This window comes from Cnuella takakiae, assembly GCF_001953305.1.
GTDB lineage: Bacteria > Bacteroidota > Bacteroidia > Chitinophagales > Chitinophagaceae > Flavisolibacter > Flavisolibacter takakiae.
On record NZ_MTFE01000010.1, the window covers coordinates 5,462,872 to 5,480,126 of the forward strand.

General features: G+C 47.4%; 19 protein-coding genes. All 19 read right to left on the reverse strand.

What is annotated here, in order from left to right; genetic code table 11:
- The coding region (locus BUE76_RS23245) for a hypothetical protein (RefSeq protein ID WP_158070032.1) at window positions 1–861 on the reverse strand (861 nt) is incomplete at its 3' end.
- 26 nt (window positions 862–887) lie between these two features.
- Window positions 888–1,646, reverse strand: a complete 759-nt coding sequence (locus tag BUE76_RS23250) for a DUF4138 domain-containing protein (RefSeq protein WP_073038929.1) — start codon at window positions 1,644–1,646, stop codon at window positions 888–890.
- A 5-nt stretch (window positions 1,647–1,651) separates the two neighbouring features.
- The gene (gene traM, locus BUE76_RS23255; protein ID WP_073038931.1) at window positions 1,652–2,875 is read right to left on the reverse strand and encodes a conjugative transposon protein TraM; all 1,224 of its coding nucleotides are present in this window, start codon (window positions 2,873–2,875) and stop codon (window positions 1,652–1,654) included.
- 6 nt (window positions 2,876–2,881) lie between these two features.
- The gene (locus tag BUE76_RS23260; protein WP_073038933.1) at window positions 2,882–3,319 is read right to left on the reverse strand and encodes a hypothetical protein; all 438 of its coding nucleotides are present in this window, start codon (window positions 3,317–3,319) and stop codon (window positions 2,882–2,884) included.
- Window positions 3,320–3,321: 2 nt separating this feature from the next.
- The gene (traK, locus tag BUE76_RS23265) at window positions 3,322–3,939 is read right to left on the reverse strand and encodes a conjugative transposon protein TraK (RefSeq protein ID WP_073038934.1); all 618 of its coding nucleotides are present in this window, start codon (window positions 3,937–3,939) and stop codon (window positions 3,322–3,324) included.
- Entirely contained in the window at window positions 3,939–5,123 is a 1,185-nt protein-coding gene (traJ, locus tag BUE76_RS23270) for a conjugative transposon protein TraJ (protein ID WP_073038936.1), read from the reverse strand. The genes traK and traJ overlap by 1 nt, the downstream gene beginning before the upstream one ends.
- 16 nt (window positions 5,124–5,139) lie before the next feature.
- Complete coding sequence (locus BUE76_RS23275; protein WP_073038939.1) at window positions 5,140–5,763, reverse strand: hypothetical protein; 624 nt, start codon at window positions 5,761–5,763, stop codon at window positions 5,140–5,142.
- A 10-nt stretch (window positions 5,764–5,773) separates the two neighbouring features.
- Window positions 5,774–6,409, reverse strand: coding sequence for a hypothetical protein (locus BUE76_RS23280; protein WP_073038941.1), 636 nt, complete (start codon window positions 6,407–6,409; stop codon window positions 5,774–5,776).
- 9 nt (window positions 6,410–6,418) lie between these two features.
- Window positions 6,419–6,946: a conjugal transfer protein TraI gene (locus BUE76_RS23285; protein ID WP_245798237.1), complete on the reverse strand. Its 528-nt coding sequence runs from the start codon at window positions 6,944–6,946 to the stop codon at window positions 6,419–6,421.
- Between the two features lie 146 nt (window positions 6,947–7,092).
- Window positions 7,093–7,482 (reverse strand): hypothetical protein, encoded by a 390-nt coding sequence (locus BUE76_RS23290; RefSeq protein WP_073038945.1) that lies wholly within the window; start codon window positions 7,480–7,482, stop codon window positions 7,093–7,095.
- A 16-nt stretch (window positions 7,483–7,498) separates the two neighbouring features.
- A complete protein-coding gene (locus BUE76_RS23295; RefSeq protein WP_073038947.1) occupies window positions 7,499–9,976 on the reverse strand; it encodes a TraG family conjugative transposon ATPase in 2,478 nt (825 codons plus the stop codon).
- 23 nt (window positions 9,977–9,999) lie between these two features.
- A complete protein-coding gene (locus tag BUE76_RS23300; RefSeq protein ID WP_073038949.1) occupies window positions 10,000–10,311 on the reverse strand; it encodes a DUF4133 domain-containing protein in 312 nt (103 codons plus the stop codon).
- 10 nt (window positions 10,312–10,321) lie between these two features.
- Entirely contained in the window at window positions 10,322–10,657 is a 336-nt protein-coding gene (locus BUE76_RS23305; RefSeq protein ID WP_073038951.1) for a DUF4134 domain-containing protein, read from the reverse strand.
- A gap of 108 nt (window positions 10,658–10,765) precedes the next feature.
- Window positions 10,766–11,236, reverse strand: coding sequence for a hypothetical protein (locus BUE76_RS23310; protein WP_073038953.1), 471 nt, complete (start codon window positions 11,234–11,236; stop codon window positions 10,766–10,768).
- Window positions 11,237–11,281: 45 nt separating this feature from the next.
- The gene (locus BUE76_RS23315; RefSeq protein WP_083596267.1) at window positions 11,282–11,746 is read right to left on the reverse strand and encodes a hypothetical protein; all 465 of its coding nucleotides are present in this window, start codon (window positions 11,744–11,746) and stop codon (window positions 11,282–11,284) included.
- Window positions 11,730–13,037, reverse strand: coding sequence for a hypothetical protein (locus tag BUE76_RS23320; protein ID WP_073038955.1), 1,308 nt, complete (start codon window positions 13,035–13,037; stop codon window positions 11,730–11,732). The genes BUE76_RS23315 and BUE76_RS23320 overlap by 17 nt, the downstream gene beginning before the upstream one ends.
- 68 nt (window positions 13,038–13,105) lie before the next feature.
- Window positions 13,106–13,669 (reverse strand): Crp/Fnr family transcriptional regulator, encoded by a 564-nt coding sequence (locus BUE76_RS23325; RefSeq protein ID WP_073038957.1) that lies wholly within the window; start codon window positions 13,667–13,669, stop codon window positions 13,106–13,108.
- 62 nt (window positions 13,670–13,731) lie between these two features.
- Entirely contained in the window at window positions 13,732–13,971 is a 240-nt protein-coding gene (locus BUE76_RS23330; RefSeq protein ID WP_216820726.1) for a helix-turn-helix domain-containing protein, read from the reverse strand.
- A gap of 125 nt (window positions 13,972–14,096) precedes the next feature.
- Window positions 14,097–17,183: a type I restriction endonuclease subunit R gene (locus tag BUE76_RS23335; protein ID WP_073038959.1), complete on the reverse strand. Its 3,087-nt coding sequence runs from the start codon at window positions 17,181–17,183 to the stop codon at window positions 14,097–14,099.
- Window positions 17,184–17,255 lie beyond the last annotated feature (72 nt).

Consider the following 17,255-nt stretch of genomic DNA (forward strand, 5'->3'; position numbering starts at 1 on the left):
CCCTTTTTGCTTACCTGTACGCTTTTTCCCCAGGCCATCGGCAGATCCTGTTTGTGTTTTAGCTTTTCCTTCCTTCTTAGGTGTAGCACCATCCATTTTGCGCACCTTGCCCATATCCTGCTTTTTCTTGGGTGCTTCCTTTTCTGCAGCCTTACCTACCAGCGTCAGTTCAGGTTTCTTTACTTCCAGACCGTAACGCTTATCCAAACTATGCTGAGGAATCTGCTTTCCTGACTGGTCGAAAACAGCAATGGATTTGAACCTGGGATTGGCAGCCATAAAGAGCTGATCACTCTGCCCGTTTTTTTCGAATGTGACAGTTTGCAGGTTCCCCTTCTGTAATGACCGAAGCAGGCCCTCTTTTAACTCCGGGTTCGCAAGTTGCTTGATGGGCAATGCCTCAAGCTTTTGTTGTAAGTCAAACCCGTATTTCTCATGGTATTGGTTGACCTTGTAATTACCTGTCGCATCCTTTTCTTTACCATCCAGTTGGAGCCAGGCCTTGTAGGTCTGCCCCTCCTTGTCGGTAAGTTCTTTGTGCACGGCACGACCTTCCAGCAAGTTGAATCCTTCCTTAAGGGTAATGCCATGCCCTTTATTGATGTAGAAGTTTTGGCTTCGCGCAGCCTCATACTCCCCAACCGTACCGTTCCACTTGTTGAGAAAGTAAATATCACTTGTATCAGACTTACGAAAGGACAGACTGGCATCTATACGCCTGTCACCAAAAGGAGCCGAATGCCCTAACTGGAACTCCTTAACCCCTTCTTTCATCTTGCTTTCCAAGGCTTCACGAAGCCCTTCTCCAAACCCGAGGTACTTAAGCGTATCCTTCAGGTAGCTAAGATTCTTCTCGTTCATATGCTTTGCTTTATTGTTGACAGAAACTAATACGCAGGTAACTGGATGGCTTTCGCTAGCTTATGCGGCGGCACTTTGAGCTGCAGGTTCCGACTGCCATTCTGCTCAACTACTTCGATCTGTAGCAACTGGTTGTGAGTCAAGGCTATTTTGGGAAGTACTGCCACCATAACGGCATTACCCATGTGCGGAACCCGCCGGTAAGCACCCTCCATCGAACGAACCGGGATCACCTGTTCCTGGCTGGCTACTCTTTTACCGCTTTTTTTGTTTTCTACCAGGAAACGGATTGCCGCTATATCATAAACCAACGAAGTGTTGTTGGCAACCTTGAGATGAAAGAACAATATAGAGTCCAGCACATAAATACCCCGCACCTGTGCATAAAGACCATCCCGGTTATGTACCATACCCATAGCACTTCTACCATTGTCCATGATACCGGCTGCATAGCTGGCTGCAGCAACCACTTTTGCAGGAATGTCTATTCTATCTTTAACTGGGCTTGGATGATAACCAATAGTAAAAGAAAACACTTCATCACCGGAGGTAACAACCGTAAGGTTGGTTGGAACAAAGTCTTTCTCCAATGCTTTTACCAAAACAACTTTACTACCTGGTCCTACCAGCCGGGCATCTATTTGCGAACTACCCAGGTCTATATAAGAAACCTGCGCCGGGAAAGAAAGGCTCACTGTTTTATCTGTACTGATCTCAATGGCATGTTGTGCATAGCTACCAAGGGAAAAATTGAATGTCAGCAACAAAATGAATAAGGCTTTCATACATGTTATTTTGATTGTTTAAGTAATACCTGGTAACCTGAAGGCAACACTACTTTTATTTGGCGCACCTTTTTTCCAACAAGTGCTTTAGCCGCCTGAATACCTGTGGTTGCAACCTGGCCACGAATAGAAGGATCAACAGAAAGCAGCGGAATGGATTGCAAAGAATTACCCAGTGATTCATGAATGGTTTTTCGCACAGGCGAGCCGGGAACATGAAGACCTTCCAAACCATCTAGGTCGTAAACTTTCAATGCAATAGGATAAATTTTATCCTGGAGTATAACTGAAGAAACTTGCACTAACAGGCGGTCAGCATTGATGGTAGCGGTGCCGTACACCATCGTACCAACTGGTACCGCTATACCAGACAAGTAAAAGGCCCGGAGTATTCGTAGCTGAACTACCGAACCCTCTACCACCTCTTGCTGGTTGTGTATTACTGCCATGATACCGGGCAACTGGTTGTCCAACTCGCTTGACGTACCTGCCCTATAAAACTTTGTTTGCCTACTAGAAACACCTTCCTTGATACCAAAATGTACAATCCTACTATCAGGTTTGAAAGAAACAGGCACAGGTTGATTGGATCCAGTGATGGTATCAACTTTCGTCATCTTTGCCTTGACTCTTTCCGGATGTTGGATATCCAGTATTTTCTCCATCATACCATTGAGCTCAGCTATCTCAGGGTCTTCACCTGTTGTCTTTCCAGTTACAGGAAACTGGTCGGGATTGTTTGCAATTACTGGCGACCTGTACTTTCCGGCACTTCCAAACCCGTCTCTTTGGGAAGCTTGTTCTGCATTATTTACCTGCCGGTTGATTTCACCCAGCTTCTGGTAGATTAGCTTTTCAGTTGCAACACTGCTGCGGGATGATACTGGAGGAGCAGGATTATAACCATAAGCTTCTTTTCCATCTGGATAAGCTAGTGATGGCTCATCACGATAACCCAAACTATACCGATCCTGCAGCATCTTCCGGCGCCACTCAGCAGAGTCCTCGTCTGCAGCCTCGTAAAATCGAAGCTTATCCAACTCCGTCTCTTTTTTAATGGTTGCTTGTGGCAAGGAAAGATTGAGCCCTGCAGCATTTTCATTTGTTACATGCCTGCCACCACCTCCTCCCAAAGCCCAAAATGCAAGGGTCAGAAAAGGGACAATAAGGGCAGGCAATACCAGCAACGCCTTTCTGCGTCGCTGCTCCCATACAGATAAACTGTTCATATATCCTTATTTAAATTGTTGCTGATATAAGTCTTCCAGGTAAAGAAGCGAATCCCGCAAAGTCCAGATTCCGGTGACCTCTAAAGCTGTATGGTTTTGCCGGTTAACAAGGTCCATACTATCTAGTTGCAGCCGCCAGTGATGAATGCGCTGATACTCTTCTTCTGAAATAATGGGTGCTGGCAATGCTGGTGGAAGCGCAGGCAATATTTTGATCGGCACAACCTCAATCGCAGATGTAGATGGATGAACCAGGCTCCAATAAGAAACAGCTGCACTTGTACACAAAGCCACCAAGCAGTAGACCACCAGTGCCCTTTTTTGCCACGCGAATGAACGATTTGTCAATCTTGCTTGGAGCATATTCGCAAATCGACGCACCTGTTGCACTGCCCACACCCTTACAAATGACTTCTTATCCTTATCCATTACACCGCGCTTCATAATTACCTGCTTTCGGTTTTCAGATCTTTGTTTTCCAGTGTCCTCCAGCGTTCGATCAGAAAGCCATGTGGGTTGTGATCGGAGCGGGCTACTAACCGAAGCATCCCCTCAGTAGCCAACGAACGAGTAATGACAGCTGTAGGCCTGATGATCTCCTGAACTCCCTGGCAGCGAAACCGGAACGGCTGTTCATCTAGGTTGACCCACACACTATCAATGCGCACTTTCTGGCTTACATTACCGGAAATGATGCCTGTGTAATAATTATTCTCTTTGAGGCTTTCATACAGGCTTTTGGCTGAACCGTCTGCGAGGTACAATGCTTTCGTGATGGTGGCCTTGATTGCATCATCATCCGGGTCCAGGGTAAAAAAGTATTCGTGAAAAGTGCGGATATGATCTTTTGCTTCTACTAAAAGGTTATCCCGCTTTGTGCTGGCAAAAGCCTCCATAGCCTTACCGGCTGCCAGGACATAAACCTTTGACTCTGTCTGTGCCGCCAGTTGGTAACTGCGGTAGGTAACAAATGCGGCAAACGAAAGCGAACCAACAATCGTTACCAAAGCAAATAACCTCACCTGTTGAAATGCGGTCTCCAGGTTTCTTGATTTTCGGAACATCACGATTTCCCTCCCTCGATTTTATCCTTAAAATATTGGCCACTGCCCGCAGCTGAAGCCATACCTGATGAGACCATGCCTGCACCGCTTCCGTACACATCTTTTACCATGGAGCTGCCACCCTGCATCATACTGCGCATAGTGGAGGATGCTGATGAAGAAAATAGGTTGCTAACCTTGTACAACAACGCATTGCTTCCACCGGCATGAACGATATAGTTTGCTACCGAAGGCACGGTGAAGTATCCTACGATGCCTATAATAAGGAAAATGAGATAAGCCGTGTCTGTACTGGAAAAGAAAGTATCACCGCTAGCCCCTATCTGCTGCAGGTCGATTTGGATCATCTTTTCCTGCACTTTACCAATGATGGAACCAAATACGTTAGATACCGGCAGCCACAGGAACACATTGATATACCGGGCCAGCCAAACAGTGAGTGTATGCCCAAAACCATCAAATACGGAAATACCAAATACCAATGGGCCCAATATAGCCAGCACCACCAGGTAAAAAGTTCGGAGGGTATTGATGCACAGGCCTGCTGCCAGGTAGATAAGATGTAAGACTTCACTCATCCACTCCTTTATGGAATTACGAAAGTTGTAAGAAGCCTTGGCCATGGAAAAGCGGATATCATTACCGATGGACTCCATCCATCCTTCCCCACTACCATCCGCATCTTCGGGGTGCGTGTATTTGTACCAGCGTTCGCGGTCACCTGCGCCTGTTTCCCCCACATACATCTGCCATAGGTTAGACTTTTTAACAGCAGCTTCCCTTTGCTTCAGTAGTAATACAATTGATTTGTCACTTGCCTCCACCATCGTATGCGTTGCACTTACCGTTGGCTTCATTACACCGTTGATTAGGTCCAATACAGAGGGAAAAATGATTACTGCAAACCCAATTACAAATGGCCGGAACAGGGGGTAAAAATCAATGGGCTCCGCCCTGGCAATATGTCCCCATACCCGCACTGCGATATACCAGGTAGCAGCAAATCCAGCAATGCCCCGGCCTACCCCCATCAGCTGACTACAGAGCGGCAGCATTTCTGTATAAAGCTGATCCAGCACCCCCTGCATCCCCTTCATGTCCTGTTCCAGTACCTGAGCCCCGGAAGCCAAAGGCAAAAACATCCCCATCACCACGGCCAGCGTGGTTTGCACCAATCCCTTCATCACTATAAGTTTTTAATTATTTGCCTTGCAGTTTGCGGGTGGCGGCATTGTCCACCCGCTCCTTTTGCCGCTGTATCAACAGCACTTTGGCTTCATTGGTAAAGCTGCGCAGGAAGGAAAGCTGGGCACCCGTCTCATCCCATATATGGTCAATAGCCTTTATCCGCTCTTCATCTGACATACGCAGGTTACCCGAGGTGAGCACCATGGCTAAAGCTTCCATTTGCTTCAGGCTCCCTTTCATCAGGTTACCTACAACTTTAGAAATATAGTCCAGTTCACCTGGAATCAAAAGGTTATTACCCCTTACTCCTTTAATGGTCGCCTTACTTGTTTTAACCAGGTCCAATTGCCACCGGACGATCTGCGAAACTTTGTAGTAATTACGGATAGCAGGACTAACTTGCACAAGGCCATCCATAAATACCTTGTGTAAATCGAAATTGCCAGCTGAAATATTTTGAACCGCTAAATAGCCTTTAGCTACTACTTCATAGCCGCTTTTCATCTGCTCTAAAATCTCTTTCATCCTGGCAAGCTTTTCTACATTTAGCAACAACTGCTGTGCATCCTGCTCCTGTGCTGCCACCTTCTGGTATGGTACTAAAAACCATAATATCCACATAATAATACGCCACATAATCCCCTCCTTAGTTTCTGTACATTGCTCTGACTGTCTTATTACCTGACATTTCCAGCTTTATATGTTGGAGTATTGCCGAAGCTGAAGTTGAAAGATTTATTGCAAAAGCTTCATGCATTTGCATTTGTTTCAATAGTTGATCAATCCGGCTTACTCGGGCTGCATCTGGTATTGAAAGCGCTCTGCTGTTTGTAAACAACTGCAATTCTGATAAGGTGTTACCAACGGCAGCCAATACACCTGTCCATGCGTTGTTAAGTTCTTTAGCGAACTGTGGATCGACAGCTTTGACACTGATTAGAGTGGCAACACTTTGTTTATGGAGTTTAAGGAGCTGGTGTGCCGAAAGCACCAAAGCTGCAATCTTCCAATTGCTATTTATATCAGGCTTTGATTCCGATAAGCCAGAGAAGTAATCTTTGTGCAGGGAAAACTCCCCTAGTTTTACATCGCTGATGACAGTAAGCCCGCCGTGAAGAACCTTATACCCTTGTTCTATGTAAGCGCTATACATTTTCAGTGCTGCAACTTGCTCAGCAAGGTACCGCAACTGTGTTTTCTTCTGCTTGAACCATTCGTCTGAATTCTGTGCATGCCCAATAGCAAATACAAAACTCAACACAATTACCACTACCCACCGCATAACCCATGTTTAAAGTCCATAAATCATTCGCACTACTTCCAACTCCTGTTCATCCCTGGCTCGGCTTAATGAGATTTGAACATTACGCACATTGAAGGCTTTCAGATCGCTGTAATTCCGGTCAATATCGTCTGCAATATTTGAAATCATCCCCATTCGCTGGCCATCGGTCATTTCTAAGGTAAAGGACTGCACAAGGGATTGAACCTGCTGCAGGTTATTCAGGCATTGCTTGAGCATACCTGTATAGGTATCGCTGATATACACCAGTTCCTGTACAGTAAAGTGCTGGTCTTTCCGCACACCTGCCCATGCCACTTTATATGCCTGTACAATTCGCAACTGCTTTCGGGTGAGTTCCCGAATCTCGGCATAAAGCGAAATGGCACTTTTAACCCGCCACAGTTGGTCATAATAGTCTTGGTATAAATCGCGCTGCTTTGTTACCCACCCGGTGATTTCTTCTAAGCGTGTTTTGGATAGGGTGTTCTCCAATGCTTTTTGCGCATTCTGTAGCCATAATGTTTCATTCTGCATCCGTTGAATTTTCAAGTCAACGGCCCTGATCACTTTTACAATACCCCGGCGGATAATTTCCGTAACAGGTTCTTGGGCCTGAGCACCTGAACTACTGAACGAAAAAACCATGAGGAAAACAATTCCTGCCCAGCAACTCCGTTTCATCATCTTTCCTTGTATTTATTTCCAATTCTTGTGTATTGCGCAGTGCCCAGTACCACAACATCCTTCTTTGAGAAAACATAACGGCGCCCTAGCCTATTTGAAATCAGTACATTGTCCTGGCCGTTCCAAGTGGCAGGCAACACCCACTCTTTTTGCTCCGGGTAAGGTACCTGTTGGTCATCTTTACGAATAGTGTGCGTATGGTGACGGACCACATATCCACTTGCATTCCTGGGATCAGCATCGACAAATACAGTATCCCAACCCGAGCCGAATTCACTTTCAAACTGGCGTACATACACTCCACCAATTTCAGGTGCATTCTCTGGAACATCAGCACATGCAATGAGCAGGGTTGCAACAAAGGAGCAGGAAGTGAGCGATTTCATATGGTGTTATTTAAGGTTAAGCAGTTTTATTTTGACCATCACGAAGCTCTTTTGCTAAGACAGCTATCCCCTTCTTCCTGCTGCCCCATTTTTCTGCATATTGCGCTACTTTAACCTTTTCACTTTCTTCTGTAGTATAGGCGAGGTATTCTTCCAGTGACACTTCCGTCCGGTACACTTTAGACAGCTGTCCACCCAGGGAAACAAATACTTCCTTGTACTTCTTTGATGGGTCGTTGGCCTTGTTTACTGAGAGCACCATAGCCTTTTCCTTTACCGTTAATCCAAGCAATTCCTGGATCTGGTCAAACTTATTCTGGTACTTGCTCTGGTCGAGCAGGACCTTGCAATCCGAATTATTGATGATTGCCTGTTTTACTACGGGAGAGGAAATGATGTCTTCGATATCCTGTGTTACCACAACGGCTTCGCCAAAGAACTTACGCACCGTTTTAAACAGGTATTTGATGTATTCCGCCATACCTTCTCTTGCTATTGCCTTCCAGGCCTCTTCAATCAGGATCATCTTTCGTACGCCCTTTAGCTTCCGCATCTTGGAGATAAACACTTCCATGATAATGATGGTAACTACAGGAAAGAGTATGGGATGATCTTTAATGTTGTCCAGCTCAAAAAGAATAAAGCGCTTGTTCAGCAGGTCAAGATTCTGTTCTGCATTTAGCAGGTAATCGAATTCACCGCCCCTGTAATAGGGCCTGAGCACATAAAGGAAGTTGGCTATATCAAAGTCCTTCTCTTTTACCCTATCCTTATTCAGGGTTGCTACAAACTCACCTTCCAGGAATTCATAAAAGCTGTTAAAACAGGGAAATACTTCCGAATGTTGCGCCAAATAGCAGTAATAGGATTGTACGGCATTAGAAAGTGCTACATACTCACTCCTATTGTATTGCTCATCATCCTTTTTCCACAATGCCAGCAGCAGTGTTTTAATACTTTCCTTCTTTTCCGTATCCAGCACCTCACCGGCATTTATATAAAAAGGATTAAAACGGATAGGATCCTTTTCGTCGTACCGGAAATAATAACCACCTACAAGTTCGCATAGGCCTACATAAGAGTAGCCTACATCTACCAGCACCACATGCGTTCCCTGTTCGTAATAGGATCGTACCATATGGTTGGTAAAAAACGACTTGCCGCTACCGCTTGGGCCAAGTATAAACTTGTTCCTGTTGGTACAAATGCCTCGCTGCATCGGTTCATCGGATAAATCAACATGTACAGGTGCACCCGTCAACCGGTCGCCCAGCCTGATGCCTACAGGCGAAAGAGAAGAACGGTAGGCCGTTTCCAAGTTTAAAAAGCAACAAGCCTGCTCAGCAAAGGTGTCAAAACACTCATTCGCAGGGAAGTCGCCGGCATTACCCGGCAGGCCAGCCCAGTGGATTTGTGGCGCTCCATTCACTTCGTGTTTGGGCACAGCATCCATCTGGGAGAAGGCGCTGCTTACCAGGTTGCGCATTCCCTTCAACTCCAATCTATCGTCTGTCCATACCAACACATTAAAATGTGCCTTTACAGGCAGGCGTTGTTGCCCGATCGCTTCATTTAAAAATTCATTTACTGCATCTTTCGCCAGCGTGTTCTCTCGAGAGTAAGCTGCCAGTGATTGTAATCTTAACCGCTTCTCCTCCAGCTTCTTGATGGCAGTATTGGGATCATCTAAAAAGATGAACTGGTTGTAGATATGATTGCAGCGCAGCAGGTGACCCAACGGAGCTGCAAACCCTACCGAAAATTTGGTACGGTCGGTAGAGTACCGCTCGTAGTTGATACGAGGCCCGCATAGGGGCGGCAGATTGTCTACATCAGCAAGCGTATACAGCTGCAAATGCTTATTGCCTACCTTAAAATTTTCTTTGAACTGCAGATCGGCCACCATCTTTTCATCAGGTGCTGCCTGTAGGAAGCAATACCGTTCCACCAAGCCTGCAAGCAGGTCATTACTTGCCAGTTCATCACCTGCAAGCCTTTTCATTTGTACAAAGCCGCTATCGGCCATAATCCGTTGAAACTGTCCGCACTGATCCTGGAACTCCTGGAACAATTTCGGCTTACGCAGTTGTGCAGGAAGCAGGTTGGCACTCAGTAGGCTTGAAGCCAATGATGTAGCAACCCTTCGGCCGGAAGCTTTGCGGGTAAGCAAAACATAACATTGGTGATGGAGGAAAGGCCGCTCGTTGAAAAAGCGTTCGCTTGCAGCTGACAAAAATCCTTTTTCCAAATGGCTGGGATCTATGCGATAAGCAGCTTCTGTAAACCAGTCCTGTTTATGAAAGACGGAGCCATGCGGCAGCACCTTCAAGGCCTTAACCCATGCCTGGTGAAAAGCTTCATACTCCAGGTCGGAAAGTGTAAACAACTCAGGAAGCTGCACCACGAAAGCCAGGGTAATATCCCCTTGCTTGGAGATGATGGTATCTTCCTCGATCGTCATAATGGGAATGATATCTTCCAACCGCTTTTCCATACACCACGTCTTTTCACTCCGGACTACAAATAGAAAACTTTCCTGCTGCGCACTTTTACAATTTTGGGCACTTTGCCCGCAGCTATTTTTTTCATCATGCCATGTGCACCAAAGCGGTGACTTAGCCTGCTGATGTACAGGAACCAGCCAGTGCCGCCACCCAACACCATTATGGTGCAGAACAGGGGCGGAACGCCACAGATATACAGGATAGCAAAGAGGAAAAGCAAAAACACAACACCTCCTCCCAGGTACCAGATATACTGTGCTTTCAATCCCTTAAAGGTGATTGGCATATTGATGCCCTTATTGATGGTATAAACACTGGCCGGCATACCTGCACATTTAAATACCAAAGAAGCTACGGATAACAGTGGCTACCACTACCAGGAACACGCAGGACCCAAACCAGGCCGCAGCTACTTTTCCTGTGTCGTGATCGCCGCTGTTCCACTTCTGGTACACCTTAACTGCACCAATCAAACCCAGGATGGCCCCAACAGCGTACATCAGGTTGATGCCTGAATCGAAGTAAGACCGCACCCTGGTATTGGCTTCATTGATACCCGCATTGCCATCTTGCGCCCACAATGCAACCTGTACCAGTAGCACAGATGCTGCCACCATCCCACTACGCAAAACCTTTCTATAGGCACCCCATTTCCTGCTCACAATTTTCATAACCTTTATTTATCTGATGAAACAATTCCAACATTTAGTGCTCTGTTGACCCGGCCTTGACGGCCGGGCCAAAGAGCGCTGATCCACCCTGCCCTTCTACTCCTCCACTCAACCTTGCCACACCCGATCTAAATCTGCATCCGACAGGTGGATAAAACATAAGTGTGCACACTGCGTCACTATTACATTGGATAAGGATGCCTGATACTCCGAATCTTTTATGGTGGGATATTTTGCAACGATCTGTCCTATTGCAACAACCAGTTCTTCTTTGTCGCCCTTATGCCTGCGGGCCTCCTCCAGGTATGCATTTACTTCATCTACACAGGCATATACCGGGTATTCAGCACTCTCGGGTTCCGGGTACAAAAAGTCTGTAGCAACATCCCCTGAGATAACGGGTGACGGCATTTGCACTTCCCTAGTTTCAGGTTGTTGTTTCTGCCAGAAAGCCTTTGTGCCATTGGGCAAAACCACTCCTGCCTTAATCCTGAAATAAACCAGTACAACCAGGTAGTATACCGTTACAGAAAGGGCAATAAAAGTCCAGTAGCTGTTCCAGCTAATTTCTTTAAGCATAACCCGTATGTTTTAGATGATCCTTCTTTGGAGTACCGGCTTTGATCAATGGCTATTTGCCACCGTATTTGGATCTTGCCGGGAGGCTTTCAGATATGATGATACATTCAAACCCAGGAAAAGAAGCGCAATCAAACCCGTTATAATCATTGAACCCAAAGGCACCGCCTGTTCGAAAGTGCTGATATTGTATCCGCCAGTATCGTTGTAAAAAAAGGAACACAAAGAAGCTGTAAGCAGCAATACGCCCAGGGTATTTGCTATCAGTTTCAATATTCCATTTGCCGCCCAATTTAGCTGGGTATGAGCAAGCACAAGGCAAAGGATGCCGCCTATTGCAAGCAGGGCATGTATGCCTCCGTGCGGTAAGGCAAGCAACAGGTACAAGAGGTAAGGCCCACCCAACATCTCACCACTAATAAGGATCAGCAGAAAAGCTGAAATCAGTAGATATGGCGCCGTAAAAAATTGTAGTGTTTTCATGTTGCCAGCTTTATTTACATGGTCCATTACTGTTTGCCACATATCCCTTCACACCGGGAAAAGAAATATTAGCCACTTCTGTACCGCCTGCATTGTACATTGCTTTTAGCTGTTGATACAATCCTTGTGGCGTGCTGGTTCCCGCTGCAGTGATACCACCTGGTATTTGGTACAAAGGAATATCCAGCTTATTATTTCGGGCGGCATTGAAAACCCTTACCGCCAGGTCGGTACAATTAAATTCGTCCAGGTCATAAGTAACACTACGCGCCAGGTAGCGCAATTCATTCAGTGCCCTCCGGAACTGATCTGCCCCTACCTGCATTCGCAACGAAGCATTGTACTCATGGTTGCTGTTGTCAACGAACTTACCAGGCACGGGTGCATTGGTAAAACTTACTTTCCAACTGCTTACCGGGTAAAAACCAATGTTCTGAACAATGAGTTGCCCACCCACCTGTTTGCGCAACTGGAGGAAGGTATGGCCTGCCGAGCCTGCTTGCCAGTCTACCAGCTTTCTTGGATCGCTATCCACCGGGATATCAGTCAATAACTCAATAGAGCATTGCGCACCGGCATCAGGCAACCCATCAAAACAATCGAGGTACTGGTTAACATCAATTGGCGGAAGGTTGACAGCTGTCTCATCATCGATGCGTATCGCATCTGTTTCGTACAAGCCTCTGTTACCATGACTCCCCCCGCCTCCATCAATAGGTGCATAAGTCGTTCCTCCTGAGCCTCCACCAAATAATGCCTGTATAGATATCCAATTGGAGTAACTATAACTGCTTCCCTCCGAGCGGTACCCGATAACCACTACTTCGCTTAAAGTAACATAAGGATCAGGTTCAATAGGGGCAACATTCGACTTGCTGGCAATACCCATCCGGTCAGTAGAGCGTTGCTCATGCAAACTCATGATATAACCTTTACGCACCCTGGATTGCAGTAACAGGTTGCCCCGGATTGAATGGACCGTAATCACACCATCCATTGCCTCCCAAGGATGTTTACAGCCGCCTTCCCGGTCGAGCGTAACCCGGACGCCCTTACGCACCAAGTTCTTTCCATCCATCCAAAGAGCTAAAAAAGCATCCGGTTCTGAATGGCTTCGAAGCAGGTAATAAACCGAATCTTCCGAAACCTTCACTTTCGTGATCTTACTGTAATCGTACCTGTTGGCGGCACTGCTGCCCATGCTGTCGGTTACAATCTTTCTGATGCTGGTCACTACGTCCGGTGCTGAAAACGTCACTTCCTTGCTACAGCCGCTAACCAGGATCGCCAGTAAGGCGATGGTTAGCATTTGTTTCATGTTGCTGTTGTTTCTGATGTAAAATTAAGTTGGTGTTGAGGCCTTTACACTTAAATATGGATAAGTTTTTACATGCGTCCTTTTATTTTACTGAGCGTTACCTCAGTAAGCCCCAGGTAGGATGCCAGATGTTTGGCTGGCACCCGTAATACCAGTTCCGAATGGTGCTCCATCAGGTAATCATACCGCTCCTGCGAGCGCATCATGCGGATGGAATATAGCCGCTGCTCGCTCTGGATATAATAGCGTTCGGTAAGTACCCTGCCGATAAAGTTGAACTCAGGAAAGTGTCGGTAGATATACTGCAGCTCTTCATAGCTGATAAAGTGTACCGTTGTATCCTCCAAAGCCTGAATTGACTCGTAGCTTTCCTTTTGGAGGAAGAAAGACTCTACCGAAATCATTACATCACCCTCCTTCATAAACCAGGATGAGATATCATGGACATCGCGCATGTAATAACAACGCAACAGTCCTTTGCTGATGAAGTAGATATTCCGGGAAATATGACCGGCTTTGAGGAGATAAGCCTTGCGGGGAATTTGTTTGGACTTAAGCGTTTCGCCTAAATACGCAATGAGCCCATCACTCATGGGGTGGATGGACGACAGATAGGATAATAGTGCTTCCATAGCCTACACATTTACATACATCACTTGCACAAAGGGAGGCTTTCAAAGGGAATTGGCAAGACTCAGGGAAGCAGTTCTTTGGGATCTGTGGATAGATGATGCGCAACCTGGAGCAAAGAGAGGATGGTAAAATTGGTTTCACCCCTTTCCATTCTTCCGATCTGGCTATCATCTACACCACACTTAAACGCTAATGCTGCAATGGTCAGGCCGTTCTGCTTGCGGGCAGCACGGATTTTTTGACCTATTGACTTCAACGATGCTTCATCCTTGAAGTGTATTTTCTCAGCATTGGGGTTCACTGAGCAAAGTGAACAGATAAGCCCAACGCAAAAAAGGGAGTAAAATCCCTTTTTCTAAATTCTTATCCAAGTTCCTTAACCCTTTTTAATTACGTAGATGAAAACCTGAATGAGTATCATTTTGTTTAACTCCATTCATCCGCCAGCACCTCAGCCTGGCTCAGCACCCTTTGTACCGAAACGGTATACTCACCGGTTGCCGGATCATCGGGCGGATATTTGTGCCTGCGTAAAATCCGTTTAATCAGCGTGCGCATTTTTGCCTGCACACTTTCTTTTAACTGCCAGTCAATAGAGGTATTGCGCCGTACGCCTTCTACCAGTTCGTGGGCAATGATGCGGAGTGTTTTGTCACCTAGGATGGTTTCAGCGGTGGGGTTCTCTGCTAATGCATCATAAAAAGCTATTTCATCATCCCGCATGTTTAGCTTTTCGCCTCGAGCTTTCGCTTCACGGAAACCAATCGCCATTTGGATCACTTCATCAATCACCAGCGCAGAATCGACCAGCCCACTCTGATAACGCTTTACAGCAGCCTGAAGCATTTCGGAGAACTTTCTACTTTGAGCAATGTTGGTCCTGGACCTGCTCTTAATTTCATCTTCCAGCAATCGCCTGAGTAACTCTATTGCAAGGTTTTGCTGCGGTAGCTTCTTTACCTCCGCCAAAAACTTTTCATCCAGTATGGAGATATCCGGTTTTTTGATACCGGCTGCATCAAATACATCCACCACTTCTTCCGAAAGGATAGCATCGTTTACAATTTGCCGCAGGGCAGTTTCAATTTCCTGGTTGGTACGCTTGCGGCGCTGTTCGTCGAATTTGGAGAGGCGGGCTTTGATAGCCTGGAAAAAAGCCAGGTCGTTGCGGATTTCGTCGGCGGCAGGGTGCGTGATGGAGAGGGCAAATGCCTGCGACAGGCGGGTAACATACTCTTTGAAGCGCTGCTTGCCATTGCGAATGGCTCGGCCTTCGCTATCCAGCTCGGTGATATTGAGCACAAAGTTGGCAGCGTCCTGTATAAACTGCAGCTTCTCACGGGTAGCCTTGTTGAAATAGGCCCGGAAGTCGAATCCATCAAACAGGCCTACCACTATTTCGTACAGCTCCATCATCTTGGCGGCAGCCTCGTTGATATCGTGGGTAAGCTTGCCCTTGCCTTTGCTTTCAGTGTATACGGCCAGGGCTTTCTTCAGGTCCTGGGCAATGCCGATATAGTCTACCACCAGCCCGCCTTGCTTGTCGCCAAACACCCGGTTAATGCGGGCAATGGCCTGCATCAGGTTGTGTCCGCTCATGGGCTTGTCTACATACAGGGTATGCAGCACTGGGGCGTCAAAACCAGTAAGCCACATATCGCGTACAATCACCAACTTCAGTGGGTCGGCAGGATCTTTCAGGCGGTCGCCGATGGCGGTGCGGCGCTTTTTGTTGCGGATATGTTCGGCCCACTCGGGTCCATCAGAGGAACTGCCGGTCATGATTACTTTGATGGCGCCCTTGTCATCGTCGGGGTCGTACCAGTCGGGGCGGAGTTTTACAATTTCATCGTGGAGCTCCACGGCTATCCGGCGGCTCATGACCACAAACATGGCCTTTCCCCGGCTGCCTTTCAGCCTTTCTTCAAAATGCTGCACCATGTCCTTTGCCACCTGTTGCAGGCGGTGGGTGCTGCCCACTACGGCTTCCTTGCTGGCCCACTTGGCGAAGCGCTTTTGCTTGTCGGTGAGCTCGTCGTCTTCGGTGATCTCTTCTACCTGCTGGTCCATCAGGGCCTGGTCAGCTTCACTCAGTTTGATGCGGGCCAGACGGCTTTCGTAATAGATGCGCACCGTGGCGCCATCGGCTACGGCCTGCTGGATGTCGTATACATCGATGTAGTCGCCAAACACAGCCTGGGTGCTGGCATCCTGCCGTTCGATGGGCGTACCGGTAAAGCCAATAAAAGAGGCATTGGGCAGGGCATCGCGGAGGTGGCGGGCAAAGCCATCAATAAAATCGTACTGGCTGCGGTGGGCTTCATCGGCAACCACCACCACGTTGCGGCGGTCGGTGAGTTGTGGAAAGCTGTCGCCCTTTTCCTCGGGCAGGAATTTCTGGATGGTGGTAAACACGATGCCACCGGAAGCCACAGAAAGCAGTTGGCGCAGTTCCCTGCGGTCGGTGGCGCGGCGCGGCTCCTGACGCAGCAGTTGGGCGCAATTGCAAAAAGTATCGAACAACTGGTCGTCGAGGTCGTTACGGTCGGTGAGCACAACGATGGTGGGATTATTCATTGCAGGCTCCACCACCATCTTGCCGGTGTAAAACACCATGCTCAGGCTTTTGCCGCTACCTTGGGTATGCCAGATAACACCGGCACGCTTGTCGCCTGATCCGCCCGAAGCTTTAACGGTAGTTGTAATGGCCTTGTTCACCGCATAGTACTGGTGATAGGCCGATATCTTTTTAATGGTCTTTTCCTTGCCCTTTTCAAATACAATAAAGTGGCGGAGAATATCGAGCAAGGCTCTTTTATTGAACATCCCTTTGAGCAGGGGCTCCAGTTCGGCTTCCACCTCGTTGTCCACGATATGCTCGCCATCGGCAGTCTTCCATTGCATAAAGCGGCTATAGTCGGAACTGAGGGTGCCGGCCTTGGCAAACCAGCCATCAGAGGCTACCATAAAAGCATTGTAGCGGAACAGGGTAGGAATGGCGCTATTATAAGTTTGCAGTTGCTGGTAGGCAGCAAAGATATCGGCGCTTTCATCGGTGGCGTTCTTCAGTTCTATCACCACCAAGGGCAGGCCATTGATGAACAGCACCACATCAGCCCTTTTGTTTTGCTGGCCTTCAATAACGGTGTATTGGTTTACTGCCAGGAAGTCGTTGTTATCAGGACGGGCAAAATCCACCAGCCACACCTTCTCGCTGCGGGTACCGGCAGCAGTGCGAAACTTTACATCCACGCCATCGGTAAGCAGCACATGGAAAGCCTCGTTGTTGGTGAGCAGGTCAGGTGATGCAGTACGGAGTACTTTCTTGAGGGCTTCTTCTTTGGCTTCGGCAGGTATGGTGGGATTTATGCGGTCGATAGCATCCTGAAGACGGCGAACCAGTACTACTTCCTGGTAGGTGCGTTCGGGGTTATCGCCTTCGGCAATGTCAGGGCCGTATAGGGTAGTGTAGCCTAAGTCATCCCGAAGAATGTCAAGGGTGAGGTGTTCGATTTCGTCTTCGGGAGAGTATTACATAAAGTGTGTCAGTTGGGGTTTTCGTAACTTCAAAACAGACACAGTTTT

What these genes read in the sequence shown, in the direction of transcription:
- BUE76_RS23300 (WP_073038949.1), bottom strand. Translation starts at nt 10,311, where the DNA reads ATGCCGGCCAGTGTTTATACCATCAATAAGGGCATCAATATGCCAATC.
- BUE76_RS23290 (WP_073038945.1), bottom strand. Translation starts at nt 7,482, where the DNA reads ATGAAATCGCTCACTTCCTGCTCCTTTGTTGCAACCCTGCTCATTGCA.
- BUE76_RS23310 (WP_073038953.1), bottom strand. Translation starts at nt 11,236, where the DNA reads ATGCTTAAAGAAATTAGCTGGAACAGCTACTGGACTTTTATTGCCCTT.
- BUE76_RS23325 (WP_073038957.1), bottom strand. Translation starts at nt 13,669, where the DNA reads ATGGAAGCACTATTATCCTATCTGTCGTCCATCCACCCCATGAGTGAT.
- BUE76_RS23275 (WP_073038939.1), bottom strand. Translation starts at nt 5,763, where the DNA reads ATGTGGCGTATTATTATGTGGATATTATGGTTTTTAGTACCATACCAG.
- BUE76_RS23320 (WP_073038955.1), bottom strand. Translation starts at nt 13,037, where the DNA reads ATGAAACAAATGCTAACCATCGCCTTACTGGCGATCCTGGTTAGCGGC.
- BUE76_RS23260 (WP_073038933.1), bottom strand. Translation starts at nt 3,319, where the DNA reads ATGAAGCGCGGTGTAATGGATAAGGATAAGAAGTCATTTGTAAGGGTG.
- BUE76_RS23295 (WP_073038947.1), bottom strand. Translation starts at nt 9,976, where the DNA reads ATGGAAAAGCGGTTGGAAGATATCATTCCCATTATGACGATCGAGGAA.
- traK (WP_073038934.1), bottom strand. Translation starts at nt 3,939, where the DNA reads ATGTTCCGAAAATCAAGAAACCTGGAGACCGCATTTCAACAGGTGAGG.
- BUE76_RS23315 (WP_083596267.1), bottom strand. Translation starts at nt 11,746, where the DNA reads ATGGACCATGTAAATAAAGCTGGCAACATGAAAACACTACAATTTTTT.
- BUE76_RS23285 (WP_245798237.1), bottom strand. Translation starts at nt 6,946, where the DNA reads ATGCAGAATGAAACATTATGGCTACAGAATGCGCAAAAAGCATTGGAG.
- traJ (WP_073038936.1), bottom strand. Translation starts at nt 5,123, where the DNA reads ATGAAGGGATTGGTGCAAACCACGCTGGCCGTGGTGATGGGGATGTTT.
- BUE76_RS23250 (WP_073038929.1), bottom strand. Translation starts at nt 1,646, where the DNA reads ATGAAAGCCTTATTCATTTTGTTGCTGACATTCAATTTTTCCCTTGGT.
- BUE76_RS23280 (WP_073038941.1), bottom strand. Translation starts at nt 6,409, where the DNA reads ATGCGGTGGGTAGTGGTAATTGTGTTGAGTTTTGTATTTGCTATTGGG.
- BUE76_RS23305 (WP_073038951.1), bottom strand. Translation starts at nt 10,657, where the DNA reads ATGAAAATTGTGAGCAGGAAATGGGGTGCCTATAGAAAGGTTTTGCGT.
- traM (WP_073038931.1), bottom strand. Translation starts at nt 2,875, where the DNA reads ATGAACAGTTTATCTGTATGGGAGCAGCGACGCAGAAAGGCGTTGCTG.